The following is a 15,182-nucleotide window of genomic DNA, read 5'->3' on the forward strand; positions in this document are numbered from 1 at the left end:
AAAGATAACGGATTTGTTAAGCCCCTACTTTAGAAGTGGGTTATTATCATAAAATCGCGTTTTAAATGCCGCTTACCGCCATGGGCTTATTGAATATGATTGCTATTTGCATTTAAAATCAGGGCCTGGTTTTTTAACTGAAACGATTATGACTTCAATGACCCTTGATTTACCTCGTCGCTTTCCTTGGCCGACGTTACTTTCTGTCGGCGTTCATGGTGCTGTAGTGGCAGGACTGCTGTATACCTCGGTACATCAGGTTATTGAACTGCCTGCGCCCGCGCAGCCGATTTCTATCACGATGGTCGCGCCAGCTGACCTCGAACCGCCGCAGGTTGTTCAGCCGCCTCCGGAGCCCGTCGTCGAGCCAGAACCGGAACCCGAACCGATTCCTGAACCGCCGAAGGAGGCACCGGTCGTTATTGAGAAACCGAAGCCAAAGCCAAAACCGAAGCCAAAACCGGTGAAAAAGGTGCAAGAACAGCCGAAACGTGACGTTAAACCGGTTGAATCACGCCCGGCTGCGCCAGTTGAAAACACCGCGCCTGCGCGCCCGACCACCAGTACCGCCCCGGCCACCAGCAAGCCGACCGTCAGTGCGCCTGCTGGCCCGCGTGCGCTGAGTCGTAATCAGCCACAGTATCCGGCACGTGCGCAGGCGCTGCGTATTGAAGGTCGTGTAAAAGTGAAATTTGACGTGACGTCAGATGGCCGGGTTGAGAACGTGGAGGTGCTTTCCGCGCAGCCCGCCAATATGTTTGAGCGTGAAGTGAAGAATGCCATGCGCAAATGGCGCTACGAGGCGGGAAAACCCGGCTCCGGACTGGTGGTGAATATTGTTTTCCGTCTGAACGGTACTGCGCAGATCGAGTAAGAAGTTGGCCGGATGAGGCGCTATGCCATCATCCGGCAATTAGCATAATGCTTGTCTGATTTCGACGTTAACGTGTCGTATCAGGCAGAGGCGGGGATCGGACGGGGTTTCCCATCTTTATCCACGGCCACGTAGATAAACAACGCTTCGGTGGCTTTGTAGGGTTGCCCAATTGGCTCAGATGCCACTTTCTTAACCCAGACTTCAATATTAATGCTGATGGATGTGTTACCGCGCTTCACACAGCGCGCATAGCAACAGACCACATCACCGACGGCAACCGGGCGTAAAAAACTCATTCCTTCCACTCGCACCGTGACCACACGACCGTGCGCGATTTCCTTGGCCTGAATAGCGCCACCGATATCCATTTGCGACATCAGCCAACCGCCAAAAATATCGCCGTTAGCATTGGTATCGGCTGGCATGGCCAGAGTACGTAAAACCAGCTCACCTTGAGGGGTGTTATTCGTTGTTGTCATTGTAGAACCGACTGTAGAGAAAGATTACAGGCGCGATGCTACTAGAATTTGTGGGCTGAGAACAGAGGGGAGGCGGTGTGCAACGCGGTGTTAAAGTGAGAGAAAGGTATGGTGGGTTAAAAATTCGCCAGATCCGCAGATCTGGCGAATGCACATTATGACTTATCTTCCTGCGGCAGATGACGGTAAATATATACCCCGCTCAGCAGCGTGAAGACCAACGTCAGGGCGGTTAAGCCAAACACTTTGAAGTTAACCCAGATATTTTGCGGCAGCCAAAACGCGATGTAGATATTCGCCAGACCGCACAGGATGAAAAAGACGGCCCAGGCCAGGTTCAGTTTCGACCATACCGGCTGCGGCAGCGTCAGTTCTTTACCTAACATGCGCTGAATCAGCGGTTTTTTCATCACCCACTGGCTGACCAGTAAGGCACCCGCAAACAGCCCATATATCACCGTTACCTTCCACTTAATGAATTCATCGTTGTGGAAGAAAACGGTCAGGCCGCCAAAAACAGCCACCAGAATAAAGGTGATCAACGCCATCTTCTCGACCTTGCGATAGCGAACCCAGCTGTAAATCAACACAATGGCCGTCGCGACAATCAGTGCCGAGGTCGCCGCATAGATGTCATAAAGCTTATAAAAAGCGAAAAAGACCACCAGCGGTAAAAAATCAAGAAACTGCTTCATTCTTCGATTCCGTAATCAAAAAGCATCGACCAAGAGGCCGGGATGCGTTCAGGGTTTATTGGCGAATCAGCATATACAGGCGGAACAAATAGATCAGCAAAACGGCAGAAATCATATTGCTCAGCGTATTCGCCACTACCGCGCCAACATTCGGCGTTAATACAGCAAAAGTGGGGGCGAGCAGCAACAGTGACGTTTTTGCCAGCAGCCAACCGATCACAGCGGGCGCAACCAATCGCATATTAGACCACGCCAAACGCATACTGTTGCGCATGGCTGCAAAGACACCCATCTTATCCTGAACCATCATCACTGGCGCAAGCGACAGCAGAATGGCCAGCACAATACCGGGTACAACGACCAGCATAATCCCGATTTGCACCAGCAGGGTAGTCAGAAAAATCAGAATAAACAGCTTAGGCAATACCGGTGCACTGGCGCCAATGGCCCGCAGCGCGCTGACTCGATGGCCTGCTGAAATTAACTGGATCATCAGAATAATACCGCCCGCGAGGATGGCATTGCCGATAAGTCCAGAAAATGTCGATGCCGCTGACGCACGTAGCAGGATTTGCTGCTGTTCCGGTGTCATGTTCTGCACCAGGTCGAACAGTCCCACGCTGTTGGTTATCTGATCCCCTTCACTGAGTTGCGCAATCTGCGCGTCGCTGGGGGAAAAAGCATGCCCGAACACCACCGTGATAAACGCGCACAACAGCGATACCAGCAAGATGGTAATGAATTGATTACGGAAAAAGTTTCCCGTGTCACGGTAAACGGACTTCGCCGTGATTGACATGCACTCTCCTTGAGTTTTGCAGGTGTTCATTTGCGGGCAATTGTACCCTGGATAACTCAACAGTGGCAGCATCGCGAGGTGTATGGAAAAGCATATCTTTGTAAAGCGGCGGTAATTTTTGGCTATGACTTCAGCATTATGCAACAACGCTGTTTGTTCTCTGTACACCATGGCTCATTACGTCCGTATACCATTGAAGGGAAAAATGCTCACAGGGTGCAAATATATCAAAATTGATCTGAATTAAGTTAACCAGGGTTTTGAATGCAAGTTCTAACTTAATCTGGATCAATAAATGTTAAATTACAGGCGTCAATGTGATCTGTGTTAGATCATTTATTACTCCATTGTAGGTATATTCGTTCCGCTTTTATAACCATAACGATGGAGCGGACATGAAAAAATTAACAGTGGCAGCATTGGCATTAACAACTCTACTTTCCGGGAACGCATTTGCGCATGAAGCGGGAGAGTTCTTTATTCGCGCAGGTTCTGCAACCGTAAGACCGACGGAAGGTGCGGGCGGTACGCTGGGAAGTTTGGGCGGTTTTGACGTCAGCAATAACACGCAACTGGGGCTGACATTCACCTATATGGCGACCGACAATATTGGTGTCGAATTACTGGCCGCAACGCCGTTTCGTCATAAAATCGGCACCTCAACCACCGGGGATATCGCGACCGTTCACCATTTACTGCCAACGCTAATGGCGCAGTGGTACTTTGGCGACTCCAGCAGCAAGTTGCGTCCTTACGTTGGCGTCGGCGTTAACTACACCACGTTCTTCGACGAAGGATTTAACGATAACGGCAAAGAAACCGGATTATCTGACCTGAGCCTGAAAGACTCCTGGGGTGCGGCGGGACAGGTGGGGATGGACTACTTAATCAACCGCGACTGGCTGATTAACATGTCGGTCTGGTACATGGATATCGACACCACCGCGAGCTACAAACTGGCTGGTGCACAGCAGCACGATAACGTACGCCTCGATCCGTGGGTGTTTATGTTCTCTGCGGGTTATCGTTTCTAACGCTGTGATTCAAATGTGAAAAGACGGGGCGAGCGTTGTCCCGTCTTTTTGGCCCTGTTTTTCCCCTCCCGCCTTTTCACCCTTCTATCAAATGCTACTCTTTAAGCAAACCTGCTTTGAGGGCATTGACGATGGAATTGTCCCGCCAACAGCTGCAACAAAAAATTTCACTTCTGGAATCATCACCCAACGATGACATAGCAGAATTCGCCCTGTATGCTGCGCGCGCACTGCTGGGGTATATGACTCGGGTGGAGAGCCTTGAACACGCTCTGGCCGTACCGATCAAATTACCTTATTGCAGTGCCAGCCCGGTTTGCGAAATTGAAGCGGGTTATGCCGCCGGCGTCAGCGACTGCCGTGAGGCCATTCGCCGGGCGGGCTATCTGCTCGATGGTGAAGACTAGTTTGCGCATTTGTTAATAAAGATATGCTTTTTATGGGTAAATCTGTAACTTAGCGCTCAAGTAACTGATTTGGCAATGCGGGTAACTATCAGGGTGGACGCGTGAAGATTGTGCAGGATAAGCTCAGAAACAGGCAGGCGTTGCTGGTCTCTGGCCTCATTACACTGATATTTACATCACTGTTCCTGTTCATCATTTACGAGCAGCGTACGGCCACCGCAAGTGAAGGTATCAACCGTCTCCAAACGCGTCTCATGGACATCTTTAACGACAATGAACTGATCGCGGACGCCATCGGTGAGCGTTATCACCACACCATTAATGGTGGACGATGTGGCAGCAAGTCGCGCTTTGTTCCGCGCGAGGAGGGGGAGTGGGGAATCAACGCCGATCGAAAGCGGATACATTCGGCATCTGGAGCCATTATCGCTAAGCAGCCCAGCCAGCAGGCCCTGTGTATGTTTGCCGCCGCAGAGTTTATCCGCGGAATGGTGAATGAGCTCAATCCGGGCACTTTCGACGCGCATCGTTATATTATCGCCAAAGACGCAGATTATTTTTACTGGTTTACTCCTGCCGACTCTCACAATTTTTCTTTCGCTGACTCCGAGATGGCGCTCGATATTTCCAATTTTTTCTACCCGCCGGTCGATTTTTATACCCGACTACTGCAAAAAAACGTCAAAAACAAAGCCCTTAGTTCGACCAATTTTTACACCGATAAAATCACCGGTGATAAGGCGTACAGTGTCGTGAGCTATATTTACGATCTGTCAGGCGATGATATCTCCGATCATATCGTGGCGTACCTGGTTTATGACCATTCGAAACCGGAATTGCAAGATGAGTTGGCAAACGCGTTTGAATACCAGCTTCCGCCGGGTCTTAATGTGGCATTGGTTAATTTACTCAACAACGAGAGTCTCTGTTTAGCGGGGAAATGCGCAAACCTGAACAACGCTCATGTCAGGATGTTGTCAGAAAAGTACGCGCTGCACTATTCGATCTCGTTAGGTCGTTTTATGGTACACGATGCGCATGCCGGAATTGTGATTCTTTTGGCGCCGTTCTTCTTTATTATCATTAGCTTTTCGTTGAAATCGTGGCTGAATGAAAGCGATCTAAAGGTGTATATCGATTCGCTGACCGGTTGTTTTAACCGCAGGATCCTCGACATTATTAAACGCCGGGATTTATCCCATTGTTCGGTGGTACTTCTGGACTGTAATAAGTTTAAGGCCGTCAACGACACCTGGGGCCACGCGGCCGGGGATCGCGCACTGCAAACCATTGCCAACAGAATGCTGTCTAATACCCGAACCAGTCACGATCTGGTGATTCGTACCGGCGGGGATGAGTTTATGATCCTGCTGTTTCGCTCTCAGGCGAGTGACGCTATCGCCATCGCTGAGCGTATTAGCGGTCAGGTCAATAATCACGTATTTGTGGTGGAGGGGCACACTGTGCCGCTGTCGGTGTCATGGGGAATTGCGGAAGTGAACGGTGAACTGGATGTGGCTATTCAGAACGCAGATAACGCCATGTACAAAATGAAGCAGGCGAAAGAAGGATAAAACCGCCAGATTTACGCTGGCGGTTGTGGCTTATTACTGATGCGTGGCGGCTTTCATCGCGCTGACAAAAGCCCTTAGCTCTGTCAGCATCTGTTCCGGTGCGGTGACATTTTTCTCGATAATTTTCACAATCGCCGAGCCTGAAATCGCCCCGGCAGCACCTGCTTCAATCGCCCCCGCGACCTGCTCAGGCGCTGAGATACCGAAGCCTTGCAACGACGGCGGTGCATTGTATTGTTTCAGCTTCTCGACCAGATGATGCAGCGGTAGCGCAGCACGCTTTTCGGCGCCAGTCACGCCAGCACGAGACAACAGATAGGTATAACCGCGACCATGGGACGCAATCTGGCGCAGCAGGTCGTCATCAGCGTTCGGCGGGCAGATGAAAATCGGTGCCACGTTGTGGCGCAGTGCCGCTGTCCGGAATGGCGCAGACTCCTCAACCGGCACATCGGCGACTAACACTGAATCCACGCCGACTTTTTCACACTGGGCGTAAAATTCGTCAATGCCTTTACTGAACACCAGATTGGCGTACATCAGCAGGCCAGCAGGAATGTTGGGATGTTTTTGACGGATCAGCGCCAGCATTTCGAAGCATTGCGACGGCGTGACGCCTGCGGCAAAAGCACGTAAAGTCGCATCCTGAATGGTCGGGCCGTCAGCCAGCGGGTCGGAGAAGGGGATCCCGAGTTCGAGCGCATCAGCCCCGGCGTCGATCAGCGTATCAATAATCTTCAGCGACTGCTCAACAGAAGGGTCGCCGAGGGTGACGAAGGGGACAAATGCACCTTCTTTGCGGTCCTTCAGCTGTGCAAACAGGTTTTCATAACGTTCCATCAGATTTCCCCTCGTGCTTTCAGAATATCGTGTACGGTGAAGATGTCTTTGTCGCCGCGACCGGAGAGATTAACCACCAGCAGCTGCTCTTTGTCCGGATCCTCACGCATCATTTTCAACGCGTGCGCCAGGGCATGTGATGACTCCAGGGCCGGAATGATCCCTTCATGCAGGCACAGGGTTTTAAAGGCTTCCAGCGCTTCGTCATCGGTAATCGATACGTAATCGGCACGACCAATACTGTTCAGGTAAGCATGCTGTGGCCCGACGGACGGGAAATCCAGACCCGCTGAAATCGAATAGGACTCTTCGATTTGCCCCTCTTCGGTTTGCATCATCGGCGATTTCATGCCGAAGTAAATTCCGACGCGACCATGCTTCAACGGCGCGCCGTGTTCACCGGACTCAATCCCGTGACCGCCCGGCTCAACGCCAATCAACCCGACGCTGGTGTCATTAATAAAATCAGCAAACATACCGATAGCATTCGACCCACCACCCACGCAGGCGATAACGGCATCCGGCAGACGACCTTCTTTTTCGAGGATCTGCGCTTTGGTTTCTTCGCCGATCATGCGCTGGAACTCACGCACAATAGTTGGGAAAGGATGTGGGCCAGCCGCCGTACCAAGCATATAGTGCGCAGTATCGTAGCTGCCAGACCAGTCGCGCAGCGCTTCATTACAGGCATCTTTCAGCGTGGCGGAGCCGCTGTGTACCGGGATCACCTCGGCGCCCATCAGCCGCATACGGAACACGTTGGGAGACTGGCGTTCGATGTCTTTCGCACCCATATAGATGCGACACTTCAGGCCAAGCAAGGCACAGGCGAGCGCGGAAGCTACGCCGTGTTGACCGGCACCTGTTTCAGCGATGATCTCGGTTTTACCCATACGTTTTGCCAGCAGCGCCTGACCCAACACCTGGTTAGTCTTGTGCGCACCGCCGTGCAGCAAGTCTTCACGCTTCAGATACAGGGTGGTGCGAGTACCTGCGGTGATGTTCTGGCATTTGGTCAGCGCGGTAGGGCGGCCTGCATAGTTTTTCAGCAGATCGGTAAACTGCGCCTGAAACTCAGGATCTTTCTGCGCGCTGACGAAGGCTTCTTCCAGCTGGCGCAGGGCAGGCATCAGAATCTGTGGCACATACATGCCGCCAAATTCACCAAAATAGGGGTTGAGTAATGTTGTCATGTCCTTTTCCTTAATATGCGCGCAGTGTTTGAAAGACCGAGGCCAGCAGACGCGCATCTTTGATGCCCGGCTGCGACTCTACGCCAGAATTGAAATCGAGACCGGCACAGCCGGTTTTAGCCGCGTCGACGCAGTTATCTGCACCGAGTCCGCCAGCCAGTAAAACGTTATCCAGTGATTGCCCACCCAACAGCGACCAGTCAAAGCGCTGTCCGCTGCCGCCCTGGCCGTTGTCGAAAACGTATCGATCAACATGCTGATAGCTGCGGACTGGCAGTGACTCGCCCACGCTCAGCGCCTTCCAGATTTGCACCTGTTGCGGTAATGCCGCACGCAGCGTATCGATATAAGTCTGATCTTCGTTCCCGTGCAGTTGCACGGCTGTCAGTGATAAATGCCCGACGGTGGAGCACACGTCATCAATATTGCTGTCGCGAAACACGCCAACGTACTGTAGCGGCGCACCTGTCATGACCTCACGAGCCTGCTCAATATTGACGGCACGTGGTGAAGAAGGAACAAAAATCAGTCCGCCATAAATTGCGCCGGATTCATACGCCGTATGGGCATCCTGTGCGCGCGTCAGTCCGCAGACTTTATTCTCGCCGAGCAGCACGCGACGTACCGCTGCATGTAGGTCCTGATGCGACATCAGCGCGGAGCCAATCAGAAAACCGTTGGCGAAATGGCTGAGTTCGCGCACCTGGCCGTAGGTATTAATGCCGGACTCGCTGATGACGGTCACGCCGTGGCCCAGTCGCGGTGCCAGTTGGCGGGTGCGATTGAGGTCAATCGACAGGTCGCGCAGATCGCGGTTGTTAATGCCCACGACTTTTGCGCCAAGCGCAATGGCACGTTCCAGCTCTTCTTCGTTGCTGACCTCGGTCAGCACACCCATTTTCAGGCTGTGTGCCACGGCGGCAAGCTGACGATATTGTTCGTCATCCAGCACGGATAGCATCAGTAAACAAGCGTCAGCCTGGTAATGACGGGCCAGGTAAATCTGGTAAGGATCGATAATAAAGTCTTTACACAGAATCGGCTGTGGTGCGATGCGGCTGACGATGGGCAGGAAATCAAAGCTTCCCTGGAAATATTTCTCGTCGGTCAGCACAGAAATCGCCGAGGCATAATGTTTATACACACCCGCAATATGTGCCGGGTCAAAGTCATCACGGATCACGCCTTTTGACGGAGAGGCTTTTTTGCACTCCAGAATAAATGCGGTCCGCGCGCCTTGCAGCGCATCATAAAAATGTCGCGAGCTTGGCTGAACATCATTTTGAAAGCTGGCCAACGGTTGTTGCTGTTTGCGGGCTTCTACCCAAATCGCCTTGTCTGCGACAATTTTCGCTAAAACGGTTTGCATCATTTACCCTCTTGCTGCCAGGGCGGTGACCCGGTCATAGGCCGCACCGCTACGCAGGACATTAATCACGATTTGTGCGTTGGCTTTTAAATCTTCTTCGCCGTGCAGGCGCATTAACATGGCGACATTCGCTGCCACGGCGGCCTCGTGCGCGGCTTCACCTTTACCTTGTAACAAGCGACTGAGAATGTCACGGTTTTCTTCCGGCGTGCCGCCCGCCAGCTGTTCCTGGTGATATGGCGTCAGGCCAAAGTCGTCTGCCGTCAGCTGATAACTCTTGATTTCGCCGTCATGCAATTCGGCCACAATGGTCGGTGCATGCAGCGAAACTTCATCCATTCCGCCGCTGTGCACCACGGCTGCACGCTGATATCCCAGCACGCGCAGGGTTTCGGCAATGGGCAGTACCAGTTCCGGGCTGTAGACGCCGATCAGCGCCAGCGGCGGATGCGCAGGGTTAATCAGCGGCCCGAGCACGTTAAACAGCGTGCGGGTTTTGAGCTGCTGACGAACCGGCATGGCGTGACGAAAACCGGTGTGATATTTCGGTGCAAACAGGAAACATACGCCCAGTTCGTCAAGCGCCAGGCGCGACTTATCGGCATTCATATCCAGGTTGATGCCAAAGGCCGCCAGCAGATCGGACGATCCTGATTTACTGGAGACGCTACGGTTACCGTGCTTCGCTACCTTTAACCCACAGGCCGCGGCGACAAACGCGCTGGCGGTGGAAATGTTGATGCTGTTGCTGCCGTCACCGCCGGTCCCGACAATGTCGGCAAACAGATAGTCCGGACGTGGGAACGGCGCAGCGTTCTCCAGCAGGGCCGTCGCCGCCCCGGCAATTTCATTCGGATGCTCACCGCGCACTTTCATGCTGACCAGTGCGGCAGCCAGCTGCTCCGGCTTCAATTCACCGCGCACGACTGCAGAGAACAATTGGTGGCTCTCCTGCTGGGACAGCGTCTGGGCCTGGTACAGTTTTTCGAGAATAGGCTGCAGCGTGTTGGTTTGTTCAAGCTTCTGCTGTGCCCAGGCCAGCGTTTGCTCCAGCAGACGCGCGCCCTGAGTGGTGAGAATTGATTCCGGATGGAACTGGAATCCGCACACGCGGTCGGTGTCGTGGCGAACCGCCATCACCATGCCGTTGAAGTGGGCGTTAATGGTTAGTCCCGCCGGGACGTTGCTGCCGACCAGTGAATGGTAACGCGCCACAGGCAAGGGATTAGCCAGACCGGCGAACATTTCCTGACCGTCGTGTTCAATACTGGAGGCTTTGCCGTGCAGGATTTCTCCCGCCTGACCTACATATCCGCCGTAAGCTTCGACAATCGCCTGATGCCCAAGGCAAATACCGATAATCGGCAATTTGCCGCGCAGGCGAGTCAACAACTCCGGCATGCAGCCTGCTTCGCTTGGCGCGCCCGGACCTGGCGAAAGCATCAGTACCGGGTTTTTCATGGTCGCTAAGCGGTCAATTAAGGTCTGCGCCGGGATATGGTTGCGATAAATCACCACGTTGTGGCCGTTGGTACGCAGCTGATCTGCCAGGTTATAGGTAAAAGAGTCAATGTTATCGAGCAGCAGAATATCAGCCATTAGAAAATCTCCTGTGCGTGGTGTGCTGTGGCGATAGCACGCAGAACCGCACGCGCTTTATTACGGGTTTCATCGGCTTCAGACTGCGGTACAGAGTCCAGAACAATCCCGGCACCCGCCTGCACGGTGGCGATACCGTCTTCTACCAGGGCAGAACGAATCACAATGCACGTGTCCAGATCACCGTGGGCGGTGAAGTAACCGACCGCGCCGCCATAGCTACCGCGGCGGCGACCTTCAGCCTCGGCGATAAGCTGCATGGCGCGCACTTTCGGCGCACCGCTCAGCGTGCCCATGTTCATACAGGCACGGTATGCATGCAGGACGTCCAGGTCATGACGCAGTTCGCCGACCACGCGGGAAACCAGGTGCATCACGAAGGAATACCGGTCAACTTTGGTCAGGTCGGCCACGTAGCGACTGCCCGGGGTACAGATACGTGCCAGGTCATTACGCGCCAGGTCCACCAGCATCAGGTGCTCGGAAAGTTCTTTATGGTCAGTGCGCATTTCCAGCTCAATACGGCTGTCGAGATCGCGGTCCAGCGAGCCGTCAGCACGACGGCCGCGTGGGCGAGTCCCGGCAATGGGGTAGATCTCAATCTGGCGGCTGGTGGCGTCGTATTTCAGCGAACTTTCCGGCGAGGCGCCGAACAACGTGAAATCGTTATCCTGCATAAAGAACATGTACGGGCTGGGATTGCTCTTTTTCAGAACATAATAGGCAGCAAGTGGTGACGGGCAGGGCAGTGAAAAACGGCGGGAAGGCACTACCTGGAAAATCTCACCGGCACGAATGGCTTTTTGCAAACCGCGCACGACGGTACCGAACTCTTCATCGCTCTGATTACACTCGCAGCGCATTTCTGGTACTTCAATAACGGGCAGCGGCGGCGCGGGTTCGGTTAACTGCTGGCTCAACTGCGCCAGTCGGTGGGCCAGACGCTGTTTTTCTTCCTCGCAGGGCGTGAACACGCTGGCCTGAATACGGGTGCTTTTTTTCTGGTGGTCAATGACCATCAGGGTTTCGGCCAGGTAGAAGCAGTAATCAGGGCAGCGGTTGCCGGCTTCAAGCTGGGGTAAATCTTCGAATCCAGCGACCAGATCGTAGGAAAACAGACCGCCGAAGAACATGGCTTCACGCTCCTGCTCCGGCACATTAACCAGTTCCTGCATTAAACGGAACGTGTCAAAGACCGACAGGGAACATAAGCGGGCATCTTCATCCAGCAGTGGGCTGACGGCCGGAAAACGCAACTGGCGGGCATTCGGCTGTTGTTGGTTTTCAACACCAGTTGGCAAGGCGGCATCCAGCAACGGGAGCAGGGAGGCTCCATTCGCTGACAACGCCTGAATGGTAACGGTGTCACCTAAGGCGGTAATACGCAGCGCGCTGTCGACCAACAGCAGACTCTTCAGGTCGTCCTTGCTGTCGATATCGGCGGATTCCAGTAACAATGTCGCCGGGCGCGCGCCGCAGACCTGATGAAACAGCTCGGTCGGGTTGTTACGGTAGGCGGCGTCACAGGCCAGCAGTTCGAGTGTCGGTTTTTGTGTTTGCATCGTTATTCTCATTAATTTTGTTCAAAAAAAAACCCGCTTAGTTGGCGGGCCGGGTATCTGGTTGCATATTGCAGACGTAAGACACTGCCCGAAATCAGGAAGTGCGCCACCCACCGTGCAGGACATATGTTGCTTTCATCTCAGATACCTTCTTTCTTCATGTGAACTTGCGTACTAGTTAACTAGTTCAATGGGATAAAGTCAACACCTGATTTCAGTAAATTTGTCTAAAACGCTATGATGAGCGTGATACGACATTTATTGAAACGGGAGCCGCCTTGAGCGACACGAATTACGCAGTGATTTACGACCTGCACAGTCATACAACGGCGTCCGATGGACGATTGACACCTGAAGCATTGGTACACCGTGCGGTAGAGATGCGAGTCGGGACACTGGCGATTACCGATCATGACACCACGGCAGCGATTCCGGCGGCAAGAGAAGAAATTTCACGTTCAGGTTTAGCGTTGAAGTTAATAGCGGGCGTTGAAATTTCCACGGTCTGGGAAAACCACGAGATCCATATCGTCGGCCTGAATATCGATATCGACCACCCCATGATGCGTGCGTTTCTGGCAGAACAAACCGCGCGTCGTCAGCTGCGTGCGCAGCTAATTGCTGAGCGACTGGACAAAGCACATATCCCGGGCGCGTGGGAAGGCGCGTTACGTCTGGCTGACGGCGGGGCCGTCACGAGAGGCCATTTTGCGCGTTTCCTGGTTGAGAGTGGCAAAGCCACGACCATGGCTGACGTGTTTAAAAAATACCTTGCCCGCGGGAAAACCGGTTACGTTCCGCCACAGTGGTGTACAATAGAACAAGCTATTGATGTCATTCATCATTCTGGCGGTAAGGCGGTGCTGGCTCATCCTGGTCGGTACGATCTTAGCGCTAAGTGGCTGAAAAGACTGGTTGCCTGGTTTGCCGAACATCACGGTGACGCGATGGAAGTGGCACAGTGTCAACAGTCTCCCAATGAGCGTACCCATCTGGCGACGCTGGCGCGTCAGCATCAGCTGTGGGCATCACAAGGATCTGATTTTCATCAGCCGTGCCCGTGGATTGAATTGGGTCGTAAGCTCTGGTTGCCCGCAGGCGTTGAAGGCGTCTGGCAGCTTTGGGAACAGCCCGAGACCACTGAGAGGAAAGTATGAGTCAGTTTTTTTATATCCATCCTGATAACCCACAGCAACGCCTGATCAATCAGGCCGTTGAAATTGTGCGTAAAGGTGGGGTAATCGTTTATCCCACTGATTCCGGCTATGCGTTGGGCTGCAAAATCGAAGACAAAGGGGCGATGGAGCGTATTTGCCGTATCCGTCATTTGCCTGATGGACACAACTTCACGTTGATGTGCCGTGACCTGTCCGAACTGTCGACGTATTCGTTCGTGGACAACGTTGCTTTTCGTTTAATTAAAAACAATACGCCGGGCAACTACACCTTCATCCTGAAAGGGACGAAAGAAGTGCCGCGCCGATTGCTGCAGGAAAAACGTAAAACCATCGGTCTGCGCGTACCGTCCAATCCGATTGCGCTGGCGTTGCTGGAAGCGTTGGGCGAGCCCATGCTCTCAACATCGCTCATGCTGCCGGGTAGCGAATTTACCGAGTCCGATCCGGAAGAGATTAAAGATCGTCTGGAGAAGCAGGTGGATTTGATTATCCACGGCGGGTATCTCGGTCAACAGCCCACCACGGTTATCGATTTAACCGATGACTCGCCGGTGGTGTTGCGTGAAGGCGTCGGCGACGTTAAACCTTTCTTATAAGGGCGCAACTCGGTATACTACGCGGCCTTAAAATGGTGCTAACTGGCGCCGTTGATTCTCCTGTTCGACGCCTGTGAAGGCGACACCTAAAGGAAGCTCTATGAGCGAAAAGTTACAAAAAGTGCTGGCGCGCGCTGGCCACGGTTCTCGCCGTGAAATTGAAACCATTATTGCAGCAGGTCGCGTGAGCGTTGACGGCAAAATTGCCACGCTTGGCGATCGCGTTGACGTAACACCGGGTCTGAAAATCCGTATCGACGGTCATCTGATTTCGGTTAAAGAATCTGCGGAACAAATCTGCCGCGTTCTGGCGTATTACAAGCCGGAAGGTGAATTGTGTACCCGTAACGACCCGGAAGGTCGTCCGACCGTCTTTGACCGTCTACCAAAACTGCGCGATGCGCGCTGGATTGCGGTGGGTCGTCTGGACGTGAATACCTGTGGTTTACTGCTGTTCACCACCGATGGTGAACTGGCGAACCGTCTGATGCACCCGAGCCGTGAAGTTGAGCGTGAATACGCGGTGCGTGTGTTTGGCCAGGTGGATGAAACGAAACTGCGTGACCTGAGCCGTGGCGTGCAACTCGAAGATGGTCCGGCCGCATTTAAAACCATCAAGTTCAGCGGTGGTGAAGGGATTAACCAGTGGTATAACGTCACCTTGACCGAAGGGCGTAACCGCGAAGTGCGTCGCCTGTGGGAAGCCGTTGGCGTGCAGGTGAGCCGTTTGATCCGCGTACGTTACGGTGATATTCCGCTGCCGAAAGGTCTGCCGCGTGGTGGCTGGACGGAGCTTGATCTCGCCCAGACAAACTATCTGCGTCAACTGGTGGAACTGCAGCCGGAAACCAGCTCGAAGGTTGCTGTTGAGAAAGACCGTCGTCGCATGAAGGCGAACCAGATCCGCCGTGCAGTTAAACGTCACACCCAGGTCGGCGGTAGCCGTCGTCCAGGCGGTCGTAACAACAACGGTTAATCAT

The 15,182-nt window shown here is 53.4% G+C and carries 15 protein-coding genes, 1 pseudogene and 1 other annotated feature; of the genes and pseudogenes, 7 read left to right on the top strand and 9 right to left on the bottom strand.

What is annotated here, in order from left to right; genetic code table 11:
• The first annotated feature begins 148 nt into the window (after window positions 1–148).
• A complete protein-coding gene (tonB, locus tag FDX01_RS08380) occupies window positions 149–874 on the top strand; it encodes a TonB system transport protein TonB (protein WP_197970845.1) in 726 nt (241 codons plus the stop codon).
• 80 nt (window positions 875–954) lie between these two features.
• Here tonB and yciA read toward each other — a convergent pair whose 3' ends face one another.
• From yciA to FDX01_RS23655, 4 genes and pseudogenes are all read right to left on the bottom strand, one after another.
• Entirely contained in the window at window positions 955–1,356 is a 402-nt protein-coding gene (gene yciA, locus FDX01_RS08385; protein ID WP_137399612.1) for an acyl-CoA thioester hydrolase YciA, read from the bottom strand.
• 155 nt (window positions 1,357–1,511) lie between these two features.
• Complete coding sequence (locus FDX01_RS08390; RefSeq protein ID WP_115258309.1) at window positions 1,512–2,051, bottom strand: septation protein A; 540 nt, start codon at window positions 2,049–2,051, stop codon at window positions 1,512–1,514.
• 55 nt (window positions 2,052–2,106) lie between these two features.
• Window positions 2,107–2,850, bottom strand: a complete 744-nt coding sequence (locus FDX01_RS08395) for a YciC family protein (RefSeq protein WP_096756808.1) — start codon at window positions 2,848–2,850, stop codon at window positions 2,107–2,109.
• 28 nt (window positions 2,851–2,878) lie between these two features.
• Window positions 2,879–2,965: pseudogene (locus tag FDX01_RS23655) on the bottom strand (YkgJ family cysteine cluster protein); the annotation flags it as partial.
• Window positions 2,966–3,245: 280 nt separating this feature from the next.
• Here FDX01_RS23655 and ompW point away from each other — a divergent pair.
• The 3 genes from ompW to FDX01_RS08410 all read left to right on the top strand — a co-directional run bounded on the left by ompW (window position 3,246) and on the right by FDX01_RS08410 (window position 5,865).
• The gene (gene ompW / locus FDX01_RS08400; RefSeq protein WP_137399613.1) at window positions 3,246–3,884 is read left to right on the top strand and encodes an outer membrane protein OmpW; all 639 of its coding nucleotides are present in this window, start codon (window positions 3,246–3,248) and stop codon (window positions 3,882–3,884) included.
• A gap of 131 nt (window positions 3,885–4,015) precedes the next feature.
• Window positions 4,016–4,291, top strand: coding sequence for a hypothetical protein (locus FDX01_RS08405; protein WP_117342898.1), 276 nt, complete (start codon window positions 4,016–4,018; stop codon window positions 4,289–4,291).
• Window positions 4,292–4,392: 101 nt separating this feature from the next.
• Window positions 4,393–5,865 carry a GGDEF domain-containing protein gene (locus FDX01_RS08410; protein WP_137399614.1) on the top strand — a complete coding sequence of 491 codons (1,473 nt, stop codon included), beginning with the start codon at window positions 4,393–4,395 and terminating at the stop codon, window positions 5,863–5,865.
• A gap of 33 nt (window positions 5,866–5,898) precedes the next feature.
• Here FDX01_RS08410 and trpA read toward each other — a convergent pair whose 3' ends face one another.
• Genes trpA through FDX01_RS08435 form a run of 5 tightly spaced genes read right to left on the bottom strand, consistent with a single transcriptional unit; the run spans window position 5,899 to window position 12,428 of the window.
• Window positions 5,899–6,705, bottom strand: a complete 807-nt coding sequence (gene trpA / locus FDX01_RS08415) for a tryptophan synthase subunit alpha (protein ID WP_137399615.1) — start codon at window positions 6,703–6,705, stop codon at window positions 5,899–5,901.
• Window positions 6,705–7,898, bottom strand: a complete 1,194-nt coding sequence (gene trpB / locus FDX01_RS08420) for a tryptophan synthase subunit beta (RefSeq protein WP_117342895.1) — start codon at window positions 7,896–7,898, stop codon at window positions 6,705–6,707. Before trpB ends, trpA begins: the two co-directional genes overlap by 1 nt.
• Window positions 7,899–7,908: 10 nt before the next feature.
• Window positions 7,909–9,270 carry a bifunctional indole-3-glycerol-phosphate synthase TrpC/phosphoribosylanthranilate isomerase TrpF gene (gene trpCF, locus FDX01_RS08425; protein WP_223240225.1) on the bottom strand — a complete coding sequence of 454 codons (1,362 nt, stop codon included), beginning with the start codon at window positions 9,268–9,270 and terminating at the stop codon, window positions 7,909–7,911.
• Window positions 9,271–10,866: a bifunctional anthranilate synthase glutamate amidotransferase component TrpG/anthranilate phosphoribosyltransferase TrpD gene (gene trpD / locus FDX01_RS08430; RefSeq protein WP_096756814.1), complete on the bottom strand. Its 1,596-nt coding sequence runs from the start codon at window positions 10,864–10,866 to the stop codon at window positions 9,271–9,273.
• Window positions 10,866–12,428, bottom strand: coding sequence for an anthranilate synthase component 1 (locus FDX01_RS08435; RefSeq protein WP_115258316.1), 1,563 nt, complete (start codon window positions 12,426–12,428; stop codon window positions 10,866–10,868). The genes trpD and FDX01_RS08435 overlap by 1 nt, the downstream gene beginning before the upstream one ends.
• Window positions 12,429–12,451: 23 nt before the next feature.
• Window positions 12,452–12,546: a sequence feature (Trp leader region), on the bottom strand.
• A 160-nt stretch (window positions 12,547–12,706) separates the two neighbouring features.
• Between FDX01_RS08435 and rnm the strand changes: the two genes are divergently transcribed.
• From rnm to rluB, 3 genes are all read left to right on the top strand, one after another.
• Window positions 12,707–13,585, top strand: a complete 879-nt coding sequence (rnm, locus tag FDX01_RS08440; RefSeq protein ID WP_115258317.1) for an RNase AM — start codon at window positions 12,707–12,709, stop codon at window positions 13,583–13,585.
• Window positions 13,582–14,202: an L-threonylcarbamoyladenylate synthase gene (locus FDX01_RS08445; RefSeq protein ID WP_096756817.1), complete on the top strand. Its 621-nt coding sequence runs from the start codon at window positions 13,582–13,584 to the stop codon at window positions 14,200–14,202. The genes rnm and FDX01_RS08445 overlap by 4 nt, the downstream gene beginning before the upstream one ends.
• A 100-nt stretch (window positions 14,203–14,302) precedes the next feature.
• Complete coding sequence (gene rluB / locus FDX01_RS08450; RefSeq protein WP_096756818.1) at window positions 14,303–15,178, top strand: 23S rRNA pseudouridine(2605) synthase RluB; 876 nt, start codon at window positions 14,303–14,305, stop codon at window positions 15,176–15,178.
• Window positions 15,179–15,182 lie beyond the last annotated feature (4 nt).

The sequence above is a fragment of the Citrobacter sp. wls613 genome (assembly GCF_005281195.1).
Taxonomy (GTDB): domain Bacteria; phylum Pseudomonadota; class Gammaproteobacteria; order Enterobacterales; family Enterobacteriaceae; genus Citrobacter; species Citrobacter gillenii.

Bases quoted from the DNA above. Each gene is read 5' to 3' on its own strand.
- yciA (WP_137399612.1), bottom strand. From the start codon at position 1,356: ATGACAACAACGAATAACACCCCTCAAGGTGAGCTGGTTTTACGTACT.
- trpCF (WP_223240225.1), bottom strand. From the start codon at position 9,270: ATGATGCAAACCGTTTTAGCGAAAATTGTCGCAGACAAGGCGATTTGG.
- trpB (WP_117342895.1), bottom strand. From the start codon at position 7,898: ATGACAACATTACTCAACCCCTATTTTGGTGAATTTGGCGGCATGTAT.
- tonB (WP_197970845.1), top strand. From the start codon at position 149: ATGACTTCAATGACCCTTGATTTACCTCGTCGCTTTCCTTGGCCGACG.
- FDX01_RS08435 (WP_115258316.1), bottom strand. From the start codon at position 12,428: ATGCAAACACAAAAACCGACACTCGAACTGCTGGCCTGTGACGCCGCC.
- trpA (WP_137399615.1), bottom strand. From the start codon at position 6,705: ATGGAACGTTATGAAAACCTGTTTGCACAGCTGAAGGACCGCAAAGAA.
- FDX01_RS08390 (WP_115258309.1), bottom strand. From the start codon at position 2,051: ATGAAGCAGTTTCTTGATTTTTTACCGCTGGTGGTCTTTTTCGCTTTT.
- FDX01_RS08395 (WP_096756808.1), bottom strand. From the start codon at position 2,850: ATGTCAATCACGGCGAAGTCCGTTTACCGTGACACGGGAAACTTTTTC.
- FDX01_RS08445 (WP_096756817.1), top strand. From the start codon at position 13,582: ATGAGTCAGTTTTTTTATATCCATCCTGATAACCCACAGCAACGCCTG.
- ompW (WP_137399613.1), top strand. From the start codon at position 3,246: ATGAAAAAATTAACAGTGGCAGCATTGGCATTAACAACTCTACTTTCC.
- rluB (WP_096756818.1), top strand. From the start codon at position 14,303: ATGAGCGAAAAGTTACAAAAAGTGCTGGCGCGCGCTGGCCACGGTTCT.
- trpD (WP_096756814.1), bottom strand. From the start codon at position 10,866: ATGGCTGATATTCTGCTGCTCGATAACATTGACTCTTTTACCTATAAC.
- FDX01_RS08405 (WP_117342898.1), top strand. From the start codon at position 4,016: ATGGAATTGTCCCGCCAACAGCTGCAACAAAAAATTTCACTTCTGGAA.